The organism is Chromatiaceae bacterium (assembly GCA_016714645.1).
Lineage (GTDB): Bacteria > Pseudomonadota > Gammaproteobacteria > Chromatiales > Chromatiaceae > M0108.
The window spans coordinates 1,368,360-1,383,251 of sequence record JADKCI010000001.1; the positions used below are offsets into that span (position 1 = coordinate 1,368,360).

General features: G+C 60.2%; 14 protein-coding genes and 1 pseudogene. 3 read left to right on the top strand and 12 right to left on the bottom strand.

Features of this window, described 5'->3' with window-relative positions:
- Window positions 1-288 precede the first annotated feature (288 nt).
- Together IPN92_06335 and IPN92_06340 are read left to right on the top strand one after the other, a co-directional pair.
- Complete coding sequence (locus IPN92_06335; protein MBK8637911.1) at window positions 289-657, top strand: MarR family EPS-associated transcriptional regulator; 369 nt, start codon at window positions 289-291, stop codon at window positions 655-657.
- Window positions 658-898: 241 nt separating this feature from the next.
- Window positions 899-3,010 carry an STAS domain-containing protein gene (locus IPN92_06340; protein MBK8637912.1) on the top strand — a complete coding sequence of 704 codons (2,112 nt, stop codon included), beginning with the start codon at window positions 899-901 and terminating at the stop codon, window positions 3,008-3,010.
- Window positions 3,011-3,052: 42 nt separating this feature from the next.
- Here IPN92_06340 and IPN92_06345 read toward each other — a convergent pair whose 3' ends face one another.
- Together IPN92_06345 and IPN92_06350 are read right to left on the bottom strand one after the other, a co-directional pair.
- Window positions 3,053-4,111: a cyclic nucleotide-binding domain-containing protein gene (locus tag IPN92_06345; protein ID MBK8637913.1), complete on the bottom strand. Its 1,059-nt coding sequence runs from the start codon at window positions 4,109-4,111 to the stop codon at window positions 3,053-3,055.
- Window positions 4,112-4,163: 52 nt separating this feature from the next.
- Entirely contained in the window at window positions 4,164-5,057 is an 894-nt protein-coding gene (locus tag IPN92_06350; GenBank protein ID MBK8637914.1) for a c-type cytochrome, read from the bottom strand.
- A 105-nt stretch (window positions 5,058-5,162) separates the two neighbouring features.
- Here IPN92_06350 and IPN92_06355 point away from each other — a divergent pair, with 105 nt between their 5' ends.
- Window positions 5,163-6,365, top strand: a complete 1,203-nt coding sequence (locus IPN92_06355; GenBank protein ID MBK8637915.1) for a sodium/glutamate symporter — start codon at window positions 5,163-5,165, stop codon at window positions 6,363-6,365.
- A gap of 3 nt (window positions 6,366-6,368) precedes the next feature.
- Here the strand turns inward: IPN92_06355 and IPN92_06360 are convergent, their stop codons facing one another.
- The 10 genes and pseudogenes from IPN92_06360 to IPN92_06405 all read right to left on the bottom strand — a co-directional run bounded on the left by IPN92_06360 (window position 6,369) and on the right by IPN92_06405 (window position 14,831).
- Window positions 6,369-6,533, bottom strand: coding sequence for a hypothetical protein (locus tag IPN92_06360; protein MBK8637916.1), 165 nt, complete (start codon window positions 6,531-6,533; stop codon window positions 6,369-6,371).
- A complete protein-coding gene (locus tag IPN92_06365; GenBank protein ID MBK8637917.1) occupies window positions 6,530-7,804 on the bottom strand; it encodes an AAA family ATPase in 1,275 nt (424 codons plus the stop codon). Before IPN92_06365 ends, IPN92_06360 begins: the two co-directional genes overlap by 4 nt.
- Window positions 7,801-8,208, bottom strand: coding sequence for a hypothetical protein (locus IPN92_06370; GenBank protein ID MBK8637918.1), 408 nt, complete (start codon window positions 8,206-8,208; stop codon window positions 7,801-7,803). Before IPN92_06370 ends, IPN92_06365 begins: the two co-directional genes overlap by 4 nt.
- Before the next feature lie 323 nt (window positions 8,209-8,531).
- Window positions 8,532-8,741 (bottom strand): KTSC domain-containing protein, encoded by a 210-nt coding sequence (locus tag IPN92_06375; protein MBK8637919.1) that lies wholly within the window; start codon window positions 8,739-8,741, stop codon window positions 8,532-8,534.
- Between the two features lie 26 nt (window positions 8,742-8,767).
- Window positions 8,768-10,662: pseudogene (locus IPN92_06380) on the bottom strand (ATP-binding protein).
- Window positions 10,640-11,851, bottom strand: coding sequence for an SIR2 family protein (locus tag IPN92_06385; protein MBK8637920.1), 1,212 nt, complete (start codon window positions 11,849-11,851; stop codon window positions 10,640-10,642). Before IPN92_06385 ends, IPN92_06380 begins: the two are co-directional and overlap by 23 nt.
- A 165-nt stretch (window positions 11,852-12,016) precedes the next feature.
- Window positions 12,017-13,426 (bottom strand): DUF2130 domain-containing protein, encoded by a 1,410-nt coding sequence (locus IPN92_06390; protein MBK8637921.1) that lies wholly within the window; start codon window positions 13,424-13,426, stop codon window positions 12,017-12,019.
- Between the two features lie 201 nt (window positions 13,427-13,627).
- Window positions 13,628-13,915, bottom strand: coding sequence for a hypothetical protein (locus IPN92_06395; protein MBK8637922.1), 288 nt, complete (start codon window positions 13,913-13,915; stop codon window positions 13,628-13,630).
- An 18-nt stretch (window positions 13,916-13,933) separates the two neighbouring features.
- On the bottom strand, window positions 13,934-14,473 hold the full coding sequence (locus IPN92_06400) for a hypothetical protein (GenBank protein ID MBK8637923.1): 540 nt from the start codon (window positions 14,471-14,473) through the stop codon (window positions 13,934-13,936).
- A gap of 10 nt (window positions 14,474-14,483) precedes the next feature.
- The gene (locus IPN92_06405; protein ID MBK8637924.1) at window positions 14,484-14,831 is read right to left on the bottom strand and encodes a hypothetical protein; all 348 of its coding nucleotides are present in this window, start codon (window positions 14,829-14,831) and stop codon (window positions 14,484-14,486) included.
- Window positions 14,832-14,892 lie beyond the last annotated feature (61 nt).

The window sequence follows — 14,892 nt, forward strand, 5'->3', positions numbered from 1 at the left end:
CCCTGTATCTTGCCTAGGAGACCCTTGCCCGCTTCCGCGTTTGGGAGGGCGAAATCACCCCCTGCGTAAAAATTTTTAGCCAGAGATTTATTGCTTATACAAGGCCTTAACGACTAAAATGTCGTATTTGGACGTATCTTGTCGTATTTGATGTCTATTCAAGGCTCGGCCAGGCGTCGATAATCCGCCCACTTCTCCGGACGGGCCTCCGCCCACCCGGTCACCAGCCCCGAGCCCCACTGAAACCGACAGGGCCGGGTGGGCAGCCAGTCAGGAAACCCAGCCGCCATGCCCTCACCCATCCGCCCCCACCAAGCAGAAGATACCCACTTCCGCTTCCTGCGCCAACTTGAGCATAACCCCCACCGCACCCAACGCGAGTTCGCCGCCGCCCTCGGCATCAGCGTTGGCACGGTCAACAATCTGCTCAAGACCTTCGTCACCAATGACTGGGTTAGTTGCGGCATCTTCCAGCGCGGCGAGAAAAAGCTCGAAAAGTTCGCCTACCTGCCGACCCCCGCGGGCATCAAACGGCGCCGGGCCTTGACCTCCGCCTACCTGGCGCGCAAGAACCAGGAATTTCAGGCACTCCACGAGGAGATCGCCGAACTGCGCGCCGAACTCGGCCAGGCGGCGGAAACCTCGCCTCGCCACTGACCGCACTGATCGGGTGCCCGAAACCGCCTGGAGTCCGCCCTAGGCCGGGACCCAAACTTTTCATTAGCCTCGTGTTACCTTATTGTTACCCTTCAAGGCACCCGCGGGTCATGTCCAGGACCGGGGTGCCGACGCGTCCCGCCGCGCCCCTCGCATCCTAGCGAGGCGCCAGGCCCGCCCTAGCCGCTGGCTGGGTGCCGGGAATGCGCATCCACAATCAGGTATCCACGAGGTCCCATAGATGGCACAGACCCTTGCCGGGCGAAAGTTCTCCTTGGGGATTCCCCTCCTGAACGTCTTGGCCAACTACCGGCTGAGTTGGTTGGGGGGCGATGTCCTGGCCGGGATCACGGCCTGCGTGGTGATGATCCCTTCGGTCATCGCCTATGCCGAGCTGGTCCACATGCCCCCCATCACGGGCATCTACGCCGCCTTGGCGGCCTCCCTGGGGTACGCCCTCTTCGCCTCCTCGCGCCATGTCATCGCCGGCCCGGATGCCGCGATCGGTTTGTTAGCGGGTACGGCCATCCTCCCCCTGGCGGCGGGCGACCCCTCCCGCATACCCGCTTTGGCCGCCACTCTGGCGCTGCTCTCGGGGGTTGTGCTGATCCTCGCCGCCCGGCTCAAGGTCGGGGTCATCGCCGATTTCCTGTCCCGGCCGGTCCTGATCGGTTACCTCAACGGGGCCTCCCTGATCCTCGCCTCCACCCAGTTGGGCAAGCTGTTTGCCATCAATACCGAGGGGGAGAATTTCTTCCCGCTGCTCTGGCAGGTGATCTCCCAGTTGCCCCAGGCCCATACCCCGACCTTCATCTTTGGCACGGCGATGATCCTGATCCTGATCCTGTTGAACAAACAGATGCCGCGCATTCCCAGTGCCCTGGCGGTCTCGCTGATTGGCATCCTGGCGACCCAGTTCATGGGCATCGAGGCGATGGGCATCAAGCTGGTGGGGGTCGTCCCCTCCGGTATCCCGGAATGGGTGATGCCGCAATTCCACTGGTCGGACGTCAGCGCCCTGGCGCCGGCGGCGGTGGCCATCGCCTTTCTCGCCTTCTCGGATGGCATCCTCCTGGCCCAGTCTTTCGCCAACAAAAACCGTTACGAAATCAGACCCAATGCCGAATTGACGGCGCTTGGCGTCGCTAACATTGGCGCCGGCCTCTTGCAGGGGTTCCCGGTCTCCGCCAGCCAGTCGCGTACCTCCATCGTGGATGCCGCCGGGGGTAAGTCCCAGGTGGCCCAACTGGTGGCGGCGGGCGGTTTGCTGTTGTCGCTCTTCTTCCTGACCGAGCTCATAGGGATGCTGCCCAAGGTATCTCTGGGAGCCATCCTGATCGTGACCGGTATCGGCATGCTGGAGATTGCCGCGCTGCGGGATCTGTTCCGGATGGATCGCGTGGAATTTTTCATCTCCATGACCGTCACGGGCGCCATCCTGGTGGCGGGCGTGGTCCCGGGGATCCTGATCGGGCTGGTGATCTCTCTCGGCGGGGTGATCGTCGAATTCGCCCGCCCCAAGGATGCCATCCTGCGCCGAGGGCGGCCTGGGGGTAAATTCCAGGATTTCGGCGCTATCCGCTCGGGGGGGAAGGGGCCTAAATCAACCGCCGCCCTGCCGGAAGGTCTCTCCGCCGCTGGGGGCTTGGCCCAGTCGGCGGGCGACACCGTGCCTGGCCTGCTGATCTATCGCCTCTATGGCCCCCTGATTTTCGCCAATGCGCGCTACGTCATGGATCGCCTGGAGAACTTGGTGGGCGAGGCTGATCCACCGGTGAAATGGGTCATCATCGATGCCCAGGCGATCACCGACATGGACATCACCGCCGCCCAACGCTTTGCCGACCTGCACCGCAAGTTCGAAGAGGCGGGTATCGACGTCAAGATCGCCGATGCCACCCGGCCCTTCATGGAGCAACTGAAGAAGGTCGGCCTCTCCGCCGCCATTGGGACCCAGGAGTTCTACGTGTCGGTCAAGAAGGCGGTGGAGGCCTACGAGACCTTGCAATATCCCCTCCGGGAGATCCGTCTCGTGGTGCAGAAAGGCGACCAGGAACCTTGCAAATTGGTCTTCCAGCGCAGGGGTACCAATATGTCCGCTACCTGCTCCTGCCAGCACGAGGACATAAACACCCTCTGCTTCCATCGGCTGACCCTGCTGCGGGGACATCTGGGCACCATGAGCCTGGTGGAAGGCTCCGAAGAGGATGTGGCTAAAATCCCCCTGATGGTCGCGGGGTCCGATATCGATCAGGCTCTCAAGGCCCTGGAGGCCGCGGAGGAGATGATGCAGGAGGCCAATCAGGATTATCGCGAGGCCAAGGCTCAGATGATCGACGCCATGAACGACTGAGCCGGTCAGGTCGGCCCGGTCCTCGTGGGTTAGGCTCAGGCCTCAGTCCTCCGGCTCCGGTTCCGTCAGCGGGTCGCTCCAGGCCAGGACCCCACCGGCCATGCTCACCACGTCGAAGCCCAGTTGGCTGAGTAAAAAGGCGGCCACCGAGCTGCGTCGGCCGCTGCGGCAGTAAGCGACATAGCGGGTGGTGCTGTCGAGTTCGGCGGTCCGCTGACGCAATTGCGACAGGGGAATCAGCTGGGCCCCGGGGATGTGGCCTTCGTCGAATTCCTCATTCAGGCGCACGTCGAGGGCGACGTAGTGGTTCTCGATCATGGCCTTGGCCACCGGCGTCTCGACCTCGCGCACCAGGGGCTTGGCGAGCAGCCGGGCGAACTCGTCGCGGGTGAGCTGCAGCAGGACGCCATTCTCCAGCATCCGCACCGTCACCGGGCTGGTCTGGCCGGTGAGGAGGCCCTCCTCGCCGAAGGCGGCCCCGCGCTCCAGCTCGGCGGCCTTCATCGGGATACCCTCTTCGTCATCGATCCGCCACAACTCGGCGCGGCCGGCGGCGATGACGTAAAAGGCGTCCGCCTCCTTACCCATCTTGACGATCTCTTCCCCCGCCACCACCGGCCGCTCGCGGAGGCTGGCGAAGGCCCGCTCGGCGTTTTCCAGGGGGATGCGCTGGAAGGGGGCCGTATCGCGCACCAGCCGGAGGTAGTCTTCATGGGCCATGCCGGACGCGGCGAGGCTGCCAGCCACCTCCTCCAGGGTGACCAGATAGTCGGCGAGGGCGGTATCAATGTGGCAGAGGTGGGAGTCCTCCAGGGCCACGACCGTCACCGCCGCGGGTAATGGTGGCAGCAAGACATAGCCGCGGTCGTTGGCGGCGATCTCGTGGCTCTGTCCGGCGGCGTTGGTGATCGCCACCCGGCCGAGGGCGACATAGAGGCGGTCGGGGAGTTCGCTGCCCGTGAGGCGCAGGGTTTCGCCCTCGCGGAGATCGAAGAGGCGGAAGACCTGCAGCGAATCCACCAGGCACCTTTCGGAGATGCCCGGGAAGGCATGGAAGCGCTCGCGCAGGATTTTGAGAATTTGGGAGGTCTTGATGCTCATGGGATACTCAAATAGAAATTATTAAAACAATGGCTTGCCCTGCGGTGGCCGCCTAGTAACGGGCGTCCTTGGGCTTATCGCCACCAGGCCAGTCCTTGGTCTTGCCGGCGAAGTCCGGGCGTTCCTGGGTGATGACGTAGGCCGCGACGTCCCAGGCCTCGTCATCGCTCAGGCTGTTGCCTTGGCCGAGGGGCATGTTGTGCTTGATGAAGCCGGCGGCCGTGAAGTGGCGTGCCATGCCGGCGGCGATATTAAAGGATTGAGGACCCCACAGGGGTGGGAAGACATAGCCGCCATCGGGACCCGCCAGGCCTGCCCCCGTGACGCCATGACAGGCGGGGCACTTGGCCTGATAGATCGCCGCCCCTTGGGCCAGGTCGGGGGCCCGTGCCAGCACCAGTTGCGGCATCCCATGTCCCGCAATCGCGGCCCCCACCGGCACCCCGCGGGAAAGCCAGGTCATGTAGGCCACCATGTCCACCATGGCGGGGTGGTCGAGGGGCAGGGATTTGCCGTTCATGCTCCGCTCGAAGCAGGAATTGATCCGCTGTTCCAGGAGGTTTACCGCGCCGTCGCGTGACCGGTACTGGGGAAAGCCGGCGACCACCCCGACAAAGGGCCCGGCATTGGCAATAATCCCTACTTCCGTATCATTGCCCAGATGACAGTTCTTGCAGGTGAGGCCATTGCCGACAAAGGCCGGCAGCAACTCCCCCGTCTTCGCCAGATAGGCGCGGCCCCGGACGATGCTCTCTCCCATCTCGCCAGCGGGCAGGCTGTCCAGGTTGGGAATCTGGAGCGGGACGGTGTCGGGCGCGCCGCCGGCCTGGGTAAGGCAGGGCATAACCATCAGCGCGAACGCCAGGATCGGGCCCAAGAGGTGCCACCCGCTTCTTGCCGTTGACGGGGCCTTCCCGCGGCAGGCTACCGATTGAAAAAATTGCATTCTTCCGCCCTCTCTGTTGCCGGTTAATATATTTGCAGCCATCTCGCCAGCCTAGCGATTTTGCTCCCGCACTGCCCGCCCACCCCGCCATGCCCAAGGAACCTCATGCCCGCACCCATTAGCGAAATCTGGACCCTGATCCTGGCCGTCCTCGCCATCCGGCTGGGCATCCTCACCCATCGCGTCCTGCCCCGGCTACGGGAGTGGAATATCCCCCCGGCCATCACCGGGGGCCTGCTCATCGCCACCCTGGTCACCGCCGCGCGCGAGGCTTTTGGCATCGAGATCCTCTTTGCCGATGGCATCCGCCAAACCCTGCTCCTGGTGTTCTTCGTTGGGGTGGGCCTGTCGGCCAAGTTTTCGGCCCTCTTTCGGGGCGGTTTTGGTGTGGCCGTCATCTGTCTCGCCATCCTGGTCGTCATCAGCCTGCAAAACCTGGCCGGGGTGGCCATTGCCGGCGGTTTCGGCCTGGATAACAGCCTGGGCCTCTTCTTCGGCAGCATCCCCTTTCTCGGCGGCCATGGTACCGCCGCCGCCTGGGCCCAGGCCACCCCCGCCCAAGGGCTGGAGGGGGTCCTGGAGGTCGGCATGGCCTGCGCCACCCTGGGCCTCATCGCCGGAGGCCTGGTGGCGGGGCCCCTGGCCACCTGGTTGATAGGCCGCCAGCCCAATCGGGGCGGAGGCACTGACGCCCCGGGCGCGCTGAGCCGGGAACCGCCGGCGCCGCACCTGTCCACGGCGGAACTGCTTAACTCGGACCGCTGGCTGGTCATCACCCTGGTGATCGCCCTGTGTCTGGCCCTAGGGGAGGTGCTGCGCCAGTGGGCCTCGCAGGAGGGCATTGTGATGCCAGGCTTCCTCGCCGTCATGGCCGTGGCCGTGGTGCTCACCAATGGCGCCGACCTGCTGCGCCATCCGGTGGATATGGTGGTCGCGGAGTTGACCGGGACCGTGGCCCTGCGCCTCTTTTTGGCCATCAGCATGATGGGCCTCAAGCTCTGGGAACTACAGGATCTCCTCCTGCCGCTGCTCGTCACCCTGGTCGTCCAGGTGACTATCGTCAGCCTGGTGGGCCTGCTGCTGGTCTATCCGCTCCTGGGTCGGGGCTATCAGGGGGCGGTGGGCTGTGGCGGCTTCATCGGCTTTGCCATGGGCGCCATGCCGGTGGGGTTGGGGGTGATGAACCGTCTGACGCAGAACTTCGGCCCCGCCCCCAAGGCCATCCTGGCGGTCACCCTGGCCGCCGCCCTGTTCGCCGATACGGCCAATGCCTTGCTGGTGAACCTGGGCTTTTCCCTGCTGAAGTAGCGACTACAGCCCAGGGTCATTTTGCCCATGGGCGACCAGCAAATCCTGACGCCAGTCGAAATCAAAATGCCCGCAACCCATGGCACGATGAAAAGCATCTCGCGAGAAAAAGCCCTTGAGCATGCCCTCCATATTCTTGTCCGCCACGAGAAACAGGCAATCCCTCATCCCAGCACTCCCGTTGCAAACAACTCACCCAAATTCAGTGCGGATTGCCACTCGCGCAAGCGCGGATGTTCATTGCCGCGAACAATATCCACTGCGCCCTCGTCTGTTTTACCAAAGCAGAGAATCTGCTTTGACTCCAGCAGGCTGAGTACCACCGGAGAATGCGTGGCGCACAAGACCTGTGCGTCATAGACAGACGAAAGCGACTGCATGACGGTTTCCATCGCCTTCGGATGGATGCCGTTTTCGGGCTCTTCAATCAGCACCACGTTCGGGGTGGTCGGCGCATAGGCCAGCAAGGTCAGCGCCAACAAGCGCAGCGTTCCGTCGGAAAGCACCCATGAAGGGGCGATCAAGCCGCTTTTGTATTTCAACTGGATATAACGGGAACGATCTTCAGGCTTTTCGCATGTTTGCACATCGTCCAGATCATCCAGTGTGGTCGCCAGATGCGCCACCCAGTTTTTCTTGGCTTTTGACCCGCTTTTGTTTTCCAGCGCATGCACAACCCAGGGCAGGTTCGAACCGTCCGGCAAGAAATCGGACGGGGAGCCCGCGGGAGCAGGCATGCGCATTTTTTCCGCATTGAGCATCAAGCGATGGATGCCTTCCATCAACACGCGCTTGGCCCAGGTTGCGGCGGGAAATTTCTGTTCGTCTTCCGGCAAGTTGGCGAGCGCGCTTTTGGCTGGGCCAAGGCGAAACAGATTGTTCCAGTCCGACGTTTCCGAACGGAAATAGTCGTTGCCGCTTTCAACCACCTTGCTGACTACCTTGCGCCAGCCCGGCGGGCTCTTTTTGTTCTGGGGTAAAACAATATGTTCCGGGGGCGTTTCCGGGAATGGGAACAGCGTCTGCTGATGAATCTCGCGCGGCTTGATCTCGTCGCATAGCCACAGGGTTTCATGATCGAAACCCAAGCGGCCATCGGTATGGATGCCCAACTCATAACGCGCGTAGCGGTAACGCCGCCCCAATCTCTCGACAATCGCGGCGGGCAATTCCAGGGTCACGGCGATTTCAACGCCGCCGCCCTGGCGCAGCCAGGTCAAGTCCAGCGGATCAACCGCGCGCGGCGCGATGTTCATGCGGGCATTGCCGAACACCGCCGCATCCAGCCCGCTGGCCAGAACGTCGCGCACCAGCAGCAAGGCATCGAACAGTGTGCTTTTGCCGCAGGCATTCGGCCCGACCATCACCAGAAATGGCTCGAAATCGACCGAAACATAGCGCAAGGCGCGCAGGCCTTTGACTTCCAGTTGCCGGATCATGCGTTTCCTCCGAATGGTTCAGCTGCATTTTCGCCCCAGATGCGGGCGAGGGTGGCCTGGATCTTTTGCTCGAAGCGGGTGATCAGTTCGCGGTTGGCGGCCACCAGCGCTTGCTCGGCTTCGATCTCGGCGACGATGGCTTGCTGGGAGGTGCGGCAATTATTCATGGGGAAATTGCTCTCGTAAGGCGTGGTGAAGCGACTCGATGCCGAAAAAATTGGGATGCGCCCTGTAACCAGCAGTATCGAAGGCGGCACAAATCTCGATGTCCTTTCGCGAGAGTTCGTCTCGAAAGCGTCCCACAGGAACTCGATGTACTCCTGCTCCTTCGGGGTCTTGAACGAGAGCGGCAGGTAGTCGTAACCAATTCGGAGGACAGTTTGCTCATTTTTACAGTTAGCCATAAGGGCTCAAACGGGTGAAAGTCGGCGCTGGCGGTACGGCGGTTGGTCGGCCATTGCGGCCGCCGGGTTCTGAGCCAACGTGGTCTGCTATGCGCTGCGCACCAGTCGTTGAATAAAACCCAAGCTGAACGCGCTTCCCATCTTTGCGACTGCGGCTCTCGATCCACTGCGGCCGGACGATCTCCCTGGGGCAAAGACTGGTGTCCAGGAGATCCGGTCAATCGTCCTCGGCCTCATGCACAAAGTCTCGTCCACCTGCTGACCATCGTGACCAATAGGTGCTGTTGAAGACCATGTATGGGCCAAGAGCATCAAGAACTGGCTCAGTGCTTCATGAACGAGTAGCGATTCTTTATGTTCGCGTGAAGATACTTACCCTTGGAATCCGCATTCATGAAACCTTCGTACTCGCCGGACGGAACGCCCGAGTACGAATAGACCGCTCCATTGGTGAACTCGACTTCAAGTACCTGGTTATCTGCGTCGTAGCCAATCGCTGAGATGTTGCTTGAGCTGACAGGTGTCCGTTCCATGGTGTATCGCCTTCCTGGTTGAAATGTTATGTTTTCGGTTTTGCCGTCGCCACTGGGTTGCCCACAGTGGGGTCTTGCTTACGCCAAGACTCGACCAAAGGCTTGTAGTTTTCATTCAATACCGGCTCGGTCCAGCCGCCGCTTCTCACACGCTTGCCGTCCGCATCCTTTGGTACCACTACGACGGGATCTTCACTATCCGGTCGACGCCCCTCTGGAGGTCGATCGATGATTGCGCGGATAGGCATATTGACTGCTTCGCCAACAATCAGTGCTTCCCCCGTGCGGAGAACTGGAAGCATCGAAAACAGACCTTTTAGGTTGTCCGACGCACACGAAGTAACCTGAGCACGGTCGGTATCATTCGTGAGGCGAAGTGCAATGACGGTACCGCATGTGACAGGATCGTCGAGTCCACTTCCGACGGGCGCTGACTCACCAGCATCAAGCCAACCCCGTACTTCCGACCCTCCTTCGCTATACGCCGAGCTGCAGTGGCCGCACGACTCTTCGATTGGGCACTGAGGTATACGTGCGCCTCTTCCAAAACAACGAGTAATGGTCTTTCACGTCCACCTTCCTGCTTTAGGCGACCCCAGAACACTGAGTCATAGAGGATTCGCAAAACGGCTCCGACCATGTCGTCCACAATGGCAGTGGGAACGCCCGACAGGTCGAAAACGGAAATAGGAGCATCAGCTCCGATCCAAGACGAAAGCAGCGCATCGAGATCCGCCTGGGTCACTCCATCCTTCGACGCTGCCCATTCGCCAGGATTGAAAAGAAACTGCATGCGCGGGTCGCGGAGCTTGCCTTCCAACACGTCAAGATGTGTTCTCTGTTGGTCGCTGTAGACGCCCTTATAGATATTGGCAGCAGTCACCGGCTGGAATCGGGGACGAACAAGCGTGTCTGCATCGCCGGTGGCTTTCTTTGATGGAACACCATCTTCGATATAGGCTCGCGTAACCTCGGTTTGATTTTGGTTGCTGCTAACCGTGTGGGTTGCGCAGTGCAACGAATAAAGGTCATGCCACAGCTGATACACGGAGAACGGTAGCGGCGTATCGACTGTCACGGCAAGTTCTGACATGCCGTGCGGGGTTCCGCCAGGCTTCGATGCCCGCTTGGCAGATAGCAGCCGCTCCTGAAGCAGAGTCAACGGCGCTCCGGATACAGGCCCCATTGCTATGGAAATAAACTCTTCCGCCGTCAGCGCCCAAAAAGGGACACGTAGTTCCCGTTCTCCTGCTAATGCGTTTGCTCCAACACGAAACACTCTGGCCTGATTGCCGAACGCCTTTGCATATTCACCATGCAAGTCAAACAACACGACTCGCGCAGCCTTGAACCGCTCGGGATCAGAAACGGTACCTAGAAGGTTGGCGACTGCGTTTGACTTCCCGGATCCTGTGCTGCCGACGACCGCCGAATGTCGACTTACCAGACGGTTCATATCCAGATAGGCTCGGATTGACTCAGCGCTCGCGACGCGCCCCACGGCGACGTAGCCATCGTCATCCCCCGGCGCATAGACCGTCTTTAGGTTGGATTCGGTGACAACGTGGACGGAATCTCCAATTGAGGGGTACTGCGCAATGCCTCGCTCGAATTTGGTGCCGCGCCGGCCCTGCCCGACGAGTTCGACTCTCAACCATCGATTGCCGAATTGCGGCGCAAGCTCTGGGAGGCCGGGCGCAGCGCCTGCGCCAACCTGTGAGATCACGCCATATAGATCGACGTATCCAGACGGAATTCGCACAAAGCCTCCGACTTGCCCCACGCGGTAGGCCTCGCCGTTCACGAAAAGGAGTCCACCGGGCGTGCTGTCTGACAGCTTCACGCTGACACTCGAACCGTTCACATCCTCGACCGTGCCAAGTCGGGACGGATCCGGATTAGACGGCTGGTTGCGTGTCATAACCGCCCCCGCCGCAAAGTTGTTCAAGGAAGAGCCCGAAGTAGTGAAAATCGCCAAGACGACTGCGTGGGTGCATTATCTTCGCATCCCCCCCTGCCAATGCCTCTTCCAGTAGCCAAGGCGCATGTTCAGTGCCGCCCGTCGTTCCGGTTCGATAGCCACCGACACGTGTTCCGACTACAGCCCCATCCCAAGCAAGAACCGTCAGATTGCTCTGTTTCTCTGCGTATTCAACAACTCTAGGATGTTTATCCAGCCCTGAATACATCAATGCGAAGCATTGAGCGTTGCGATTGCCCCGAAGCCCATCGAGCAGAACTTCATTGAGGTGATCGTCCAGAAAGGAATAGCCGCACACGACAAGCCTCGGTGCGTCTTTCCCGTGGAAGAAAGCGCGGAGTCGATCTAGCATGGCAAGGTATGGCATCCGCCGACTCTGGTCATACTTGAGATGCGAAGGAAAGATCATCACTTTGCCAGCTGCTGCCTCACGGGTAACGCGGACAACCCGAGTGACCTTGTTACCGTTCACTGTTTCTTCGTTTTTTTCCCAATTGATGGAACCGTGGAGCTTCCACAGCCGCGTCCATCGTGCCGGGATCGTGTCATGTTCGATCGACGCTAGATCAAACCACGGCTCACGCGAGCCTACGAAGCCGTCGAAATGCGGAAGCGGATGTTGCTCAAGAGCCTGTTCAAAGAGCAAGTCATAGTTGGGTGTGAAGATCTCTGCGGGTGAATCTCTGTGAACACCGCCAATCCACGATGCAAAACGGTTGTATGCGTTGCGGTACTCCGGAAGCGGTTTCCGCATTTCCGCTGAGATGAGTGCGCACACATTGTCATCTAGTTCGCCCAAATCCTTCTTGCTCATCCCAAGGATTTCGGCACTGCCCCGGCGATTGGCAAGTGTCCGTAGTTCCGTCAATACGTCCTCGACGGTTGGATCTTGGCCGTCCGATGGCTTGCATTCAGCGCAGAGCGCATCCCAGTTTGCTTTTAACTTCGAGGTAGCGCCGAGCGCGGTATCTGTTGCATGGAGTCCGTCTGCGACTCGCTTGGTCAACTCGACAACTGCCGGAATGAGCACCACGCTTTTGCTACCTGCCTCGTCGTATACGCCAAGTGGGCACCCCGCACCTAGGAAGCAGCCGATGCGCTGTTTATCATCTTGGAGTACCTGCCGCAGGTTCCTTGTCTGCTGGGCGGCATCATGAATCGCAGGCAGCGATTTGGGCGGCGCTGCCGCCGGGGCAGTCGCATCGACTGGCCCGGCAGTTGAATCTACGTTTTCTCTAGTGATGCTCACAGGGACTCGCCTCCTTGATAGTCTTCATCGGGCCTGTTTCCTTACCTATTTGGCATCGGAAGGATTTTGATTCTTGAGTTCGACAAACTTGGCAGCCATCGTCGCGTTGCCCCGAGTCAGCTTCTTGATCGTCACGTCCTGCGCCTTGTCGTTCGCAAGTCGAAGGTTCCGATCGGTACCGAGGAGGGCGTCCTTCGTCTTCTGCAGGTGGTCGATTGACTTGTCGATCTCTACGATAGCCTTTTGGAAGTGCCCGGAGGCGAGGTCGTAATTTCTCGCGAATGCCACCTTAAAGGTCTCAAGCTCAGTTTCGAAATTCGTGATGTCAATGTTCTGCGCCTTAACGAGCGCCAGTTCTGACTTGTACTTGAGCGAGTTCAACGCAGCATTCCGCAGCAGCGTGATGATCGGAATGAAGAACTGCGGCCGGACGACATACGTCTTCGGGAAGCGGTGGAACACGTCAATGATCCCAGTGTTATAGAGCTCACTGTCGGGTTCCAGCAGGGAGACCAGCACCGCATATTCGCACCCTTTCTCGGTGCGATCTTTGTCGAGTTCCTTCAGGAAATCCTCGTTCCTGTTCTTTGTCGCCGTTCGATCGATCTCGTTCTTCATTTCGAACATGATGGAAACGATTTCGGTGCCGGCTTCGTCCGTGTCGCGGAAGATGTAGTCGCCCTTGCTGCCTGTCCGCGCATCGTTGTCCTTCTCGAAATAGGCCCTCGGAAACGCCGTAGCCCGAATGCGGTTGAACTCGGTCTCGCAATGCTGTTCGAGTGTTTCGCCAACCATCTTGGTCGACAGGCGAGTCTTCATGTCACGGAGACGCTCGATCGCATCATCACGATCTTTGATCTGCGTCTCATACTTGTCCTTGAGCGACTTCTCGGCAAGCTGCTTTTCAAGCGCGGCTCGTTCGAGGCCACTCCTCAATTCATCCCGTTCTTTCTCGACTCTACCAACAGCCTCGTTGATCGCCAGCTTCTGCGCAACCTCTATGGCGCCGAGCTTGGATTTCAGTTCCTGGATCGCAGCGTCCTTCGTCGCAGCAGCCTTCTGCAATTCGTTCAAAAGGTTCGCCTCGGCCAGCTTGGAAGAAGATTCCTTTTCACGCCTTGCCTGCTCAAGTTCGTTCGCGAGCGCGTCACGCTCTTTCTCCACTTTGCTGAGCGCTTCGGTAACGGCGAGCTTCCGCGCGACCTCACCCGCATCGAGTTTGGCCTTCAGTTCCTGAATCTCGGATTCCTTGGTCGCGGCAACCTTCTGCAACTCGCTGGCGACCTTGGTCGTGGCAAGCTCAACGGCATTCCGTTTGTCCTGCTCAGCCAGCTCAAGTCGCTCGTGCAATTGCTGCTCGAACTCGCTATCGCGAACCTGCTTCAGGATGTCCGCGTACCCGGCCTCGTCGATCTTGAACGCTTTCCCGCAGTGTGGGCAGATGATTTCGTGCATGCCTACGTTCCTCTCGCCTTCGTCAGAGTCTGCTTGTGCATCTCAGGGCCAGCCCCTTCCGCCGCAAGCGTTGCAATCCGGCATCCGACCGGCTGGAACCAATATAAACCAAACCATCGGGACGGCAGGCTGAATGTCTCCGGAATACGCGTTCGCCGTATTGGAAAGCAGTAATTGGTGTGAATTCATGATCAGTGACTGCTAAAGACCACATAGCAGATCAGACTGGCTCAGAACCCGCCGGCCGCAATGGCCGAACAACCGCCGTCCCGCCAGCGCCGACTTTCCGCGTTGGAGGAAGCGAGCGTCGTGGCCGAAATCCGCGCATGCGCCGCAACTCGTTGCGGTCCTCTCGGCGTCCATGTCGTCCATGAACTTGTAGATGAGGGCGATGGTGATCTGCTCGACCTGGGATTTGGGGTCGGGCACTTTGCCGACGAGGATGTCGCGGGCGGTGTCGATGCGGCGTTTGGTGTCGGTGTCGAGCACGGGAATTCCTGAAACGGATTATTCGGGCGGAAACCGCAGTTTCGAAAAGCTGCGCCCGGCCTGGATGGCGCGCCGCTCGATTTCCGCTGCCGACGCAAGCCAGCCTTGTTGCTCCAGAAACAACAGGTAGGCGCGGGTGCTGATCTTGCGGCAGTTGTCGGGCAGCAAAAAGCTGGCTCGGGCGATTTTGTGGTCCTCGAACAGGAACACGCCGGTTTGTCGCGGCTGGTCCAGGTTGAATGCTTCCAGTGCGAAGTCGTTCATGGTTTCCTGGATCGCCAGTTCGCCGAGATTGGCGGTGCGGGCAGCGGCGGGGTTCGCTGTCAGCATCTGCTGGTGATGCTGGAAGGTGCGGGTCGAGCGCATCGATACCTGGCCGGAGGCGGCCCACTGCGCCAGTTTCTCGCTGGTCGGCGTCTGGTTGCGCGTTACTTCGTGCAGCACCATATCGACCAGCACAATCGGCCAGCCGGGCTTGAACAGCAGGTCGAGCGCATCCGCATAGGCCAGCGTGATGAGCGGCCCGGCGTCGGGCAGCAGAGCGACGTTCGCGGCCATCGCGAGCGGCTCAGCTGTCCAGCGATTTCAGTTGCTCGACCATGTCGCGCGTGACGGCCTCCGACAATCGCGGCATCGGCAGGTGGGCTTGTGCCATCAACAAAAAGAGGTCTTCTTCGCTGTCGATCCCCAGCGCGCGCATGGCTTCGTCGCTCGCGAGCCGCCCGAGCGAAAAATCGAGCAGCTGCCGGTAATTCTGGTTGCCTGTTGCTTCGGCCGCCTCGAAGGTTTCAACCAGATGGCGAAGCTCGGCGTTGAACAGCGCATTGACCGAGGTGTCCGTTTTGGCGGCAATGATTTTGGCGCGCTTGAGCAGATCGCGGTCGACCGCGCCGGTGAAATTGACGGTGCTTGCCATTATCTTGATCCCATGGGATGAACACATAAATAAGTGTATCACCCGAATCTGTGTGACTGGA

Bases quoted from the DNA above. Each gene is read 5' to 3' on its own strand.
- IPN92_06365 (MBK8637917.1), bottom strand. From the start codon at position 7,804: ATGATCCGGCAACTGGAAGTCAAAGGCCTGCGCGCCTTGCGCTATGTT.
- IPN92_06390 (MBK8637921.1), bottom strand. From the start codon at position 13,426: ATGCACGAAATCATCTGCCCACACTGCGGGAAAGCGTTCAAGATCGAC.
- IPN92_06370 (MBK8637918.1), bottom strand. From the start codon at position 8,208: ATGGCTAACTGTAAAAATGAGCAAACTGTCCTCCGAATTGGTTACGAC.
- IPN92_06340 (MBK8637912.1), top strand. From the start codon at position 899: ATGGCACAGACCCTTGCCGGGCGAAAGTTCTCCTTGGGGATTCCCCTC.
- IPN92_06345 (MBK8637913.1), bottom strand. From the start codon at position 4,111: ATGAGCATCAAGACCTCCCAAATTCTCAAAATCCTGCGCGAGCGCTTC.
- IPN92_06350 (MBK8637914.1), bottom strand. From the start codon at position 5,057: ATGCAATTTTTTCAATCGGTAGCCTGCCGCGGGAAGGCCCCGTCAACG.
- IPN92_06360 (MBK8637916.1), bottom strand. From the start codon at position 6,533: ATGAGGGATTGCCTGTTTCTCGTGGCGGACAAGAATATGGAGGGCATG.
- IPN92_06400 (MBK8637923.1), bottom strand. From the start codon at position 14,473: ATGGCCGCGAACGTCGCTCTGCTGCCCGACGCCGGGCCGCTCATCACG.
- IPN92_06355 (MBK8637915.1), top strand. From the start codon at position 5,163: ATGCCCGCACCCATTAGCGAAATCTGGACCCTGATCCTGGCCGTCCTC.
- IPN92_06335 (MBK8637911.1), top strand. From the start codon at position 289: ATGCCCTCACCCATCCGCCCCCACCAAGCAGAAGATACCCACTTCCGC.
- IPN92_06405 (MBK8637924.1), bottom strand. From the start codon at position 14,831: ATGGCAAGCACCGTCAATTTCACCGGCGCGGTCGACCGCGATCTGCTC.
- IPN92_06375 (MBK8637919.1), bottom strand. From the start codon at position 8,741: ATGGAACGGACACCTGTCAGCTCAAGCAACATCTCAGCGATTGGCTAC.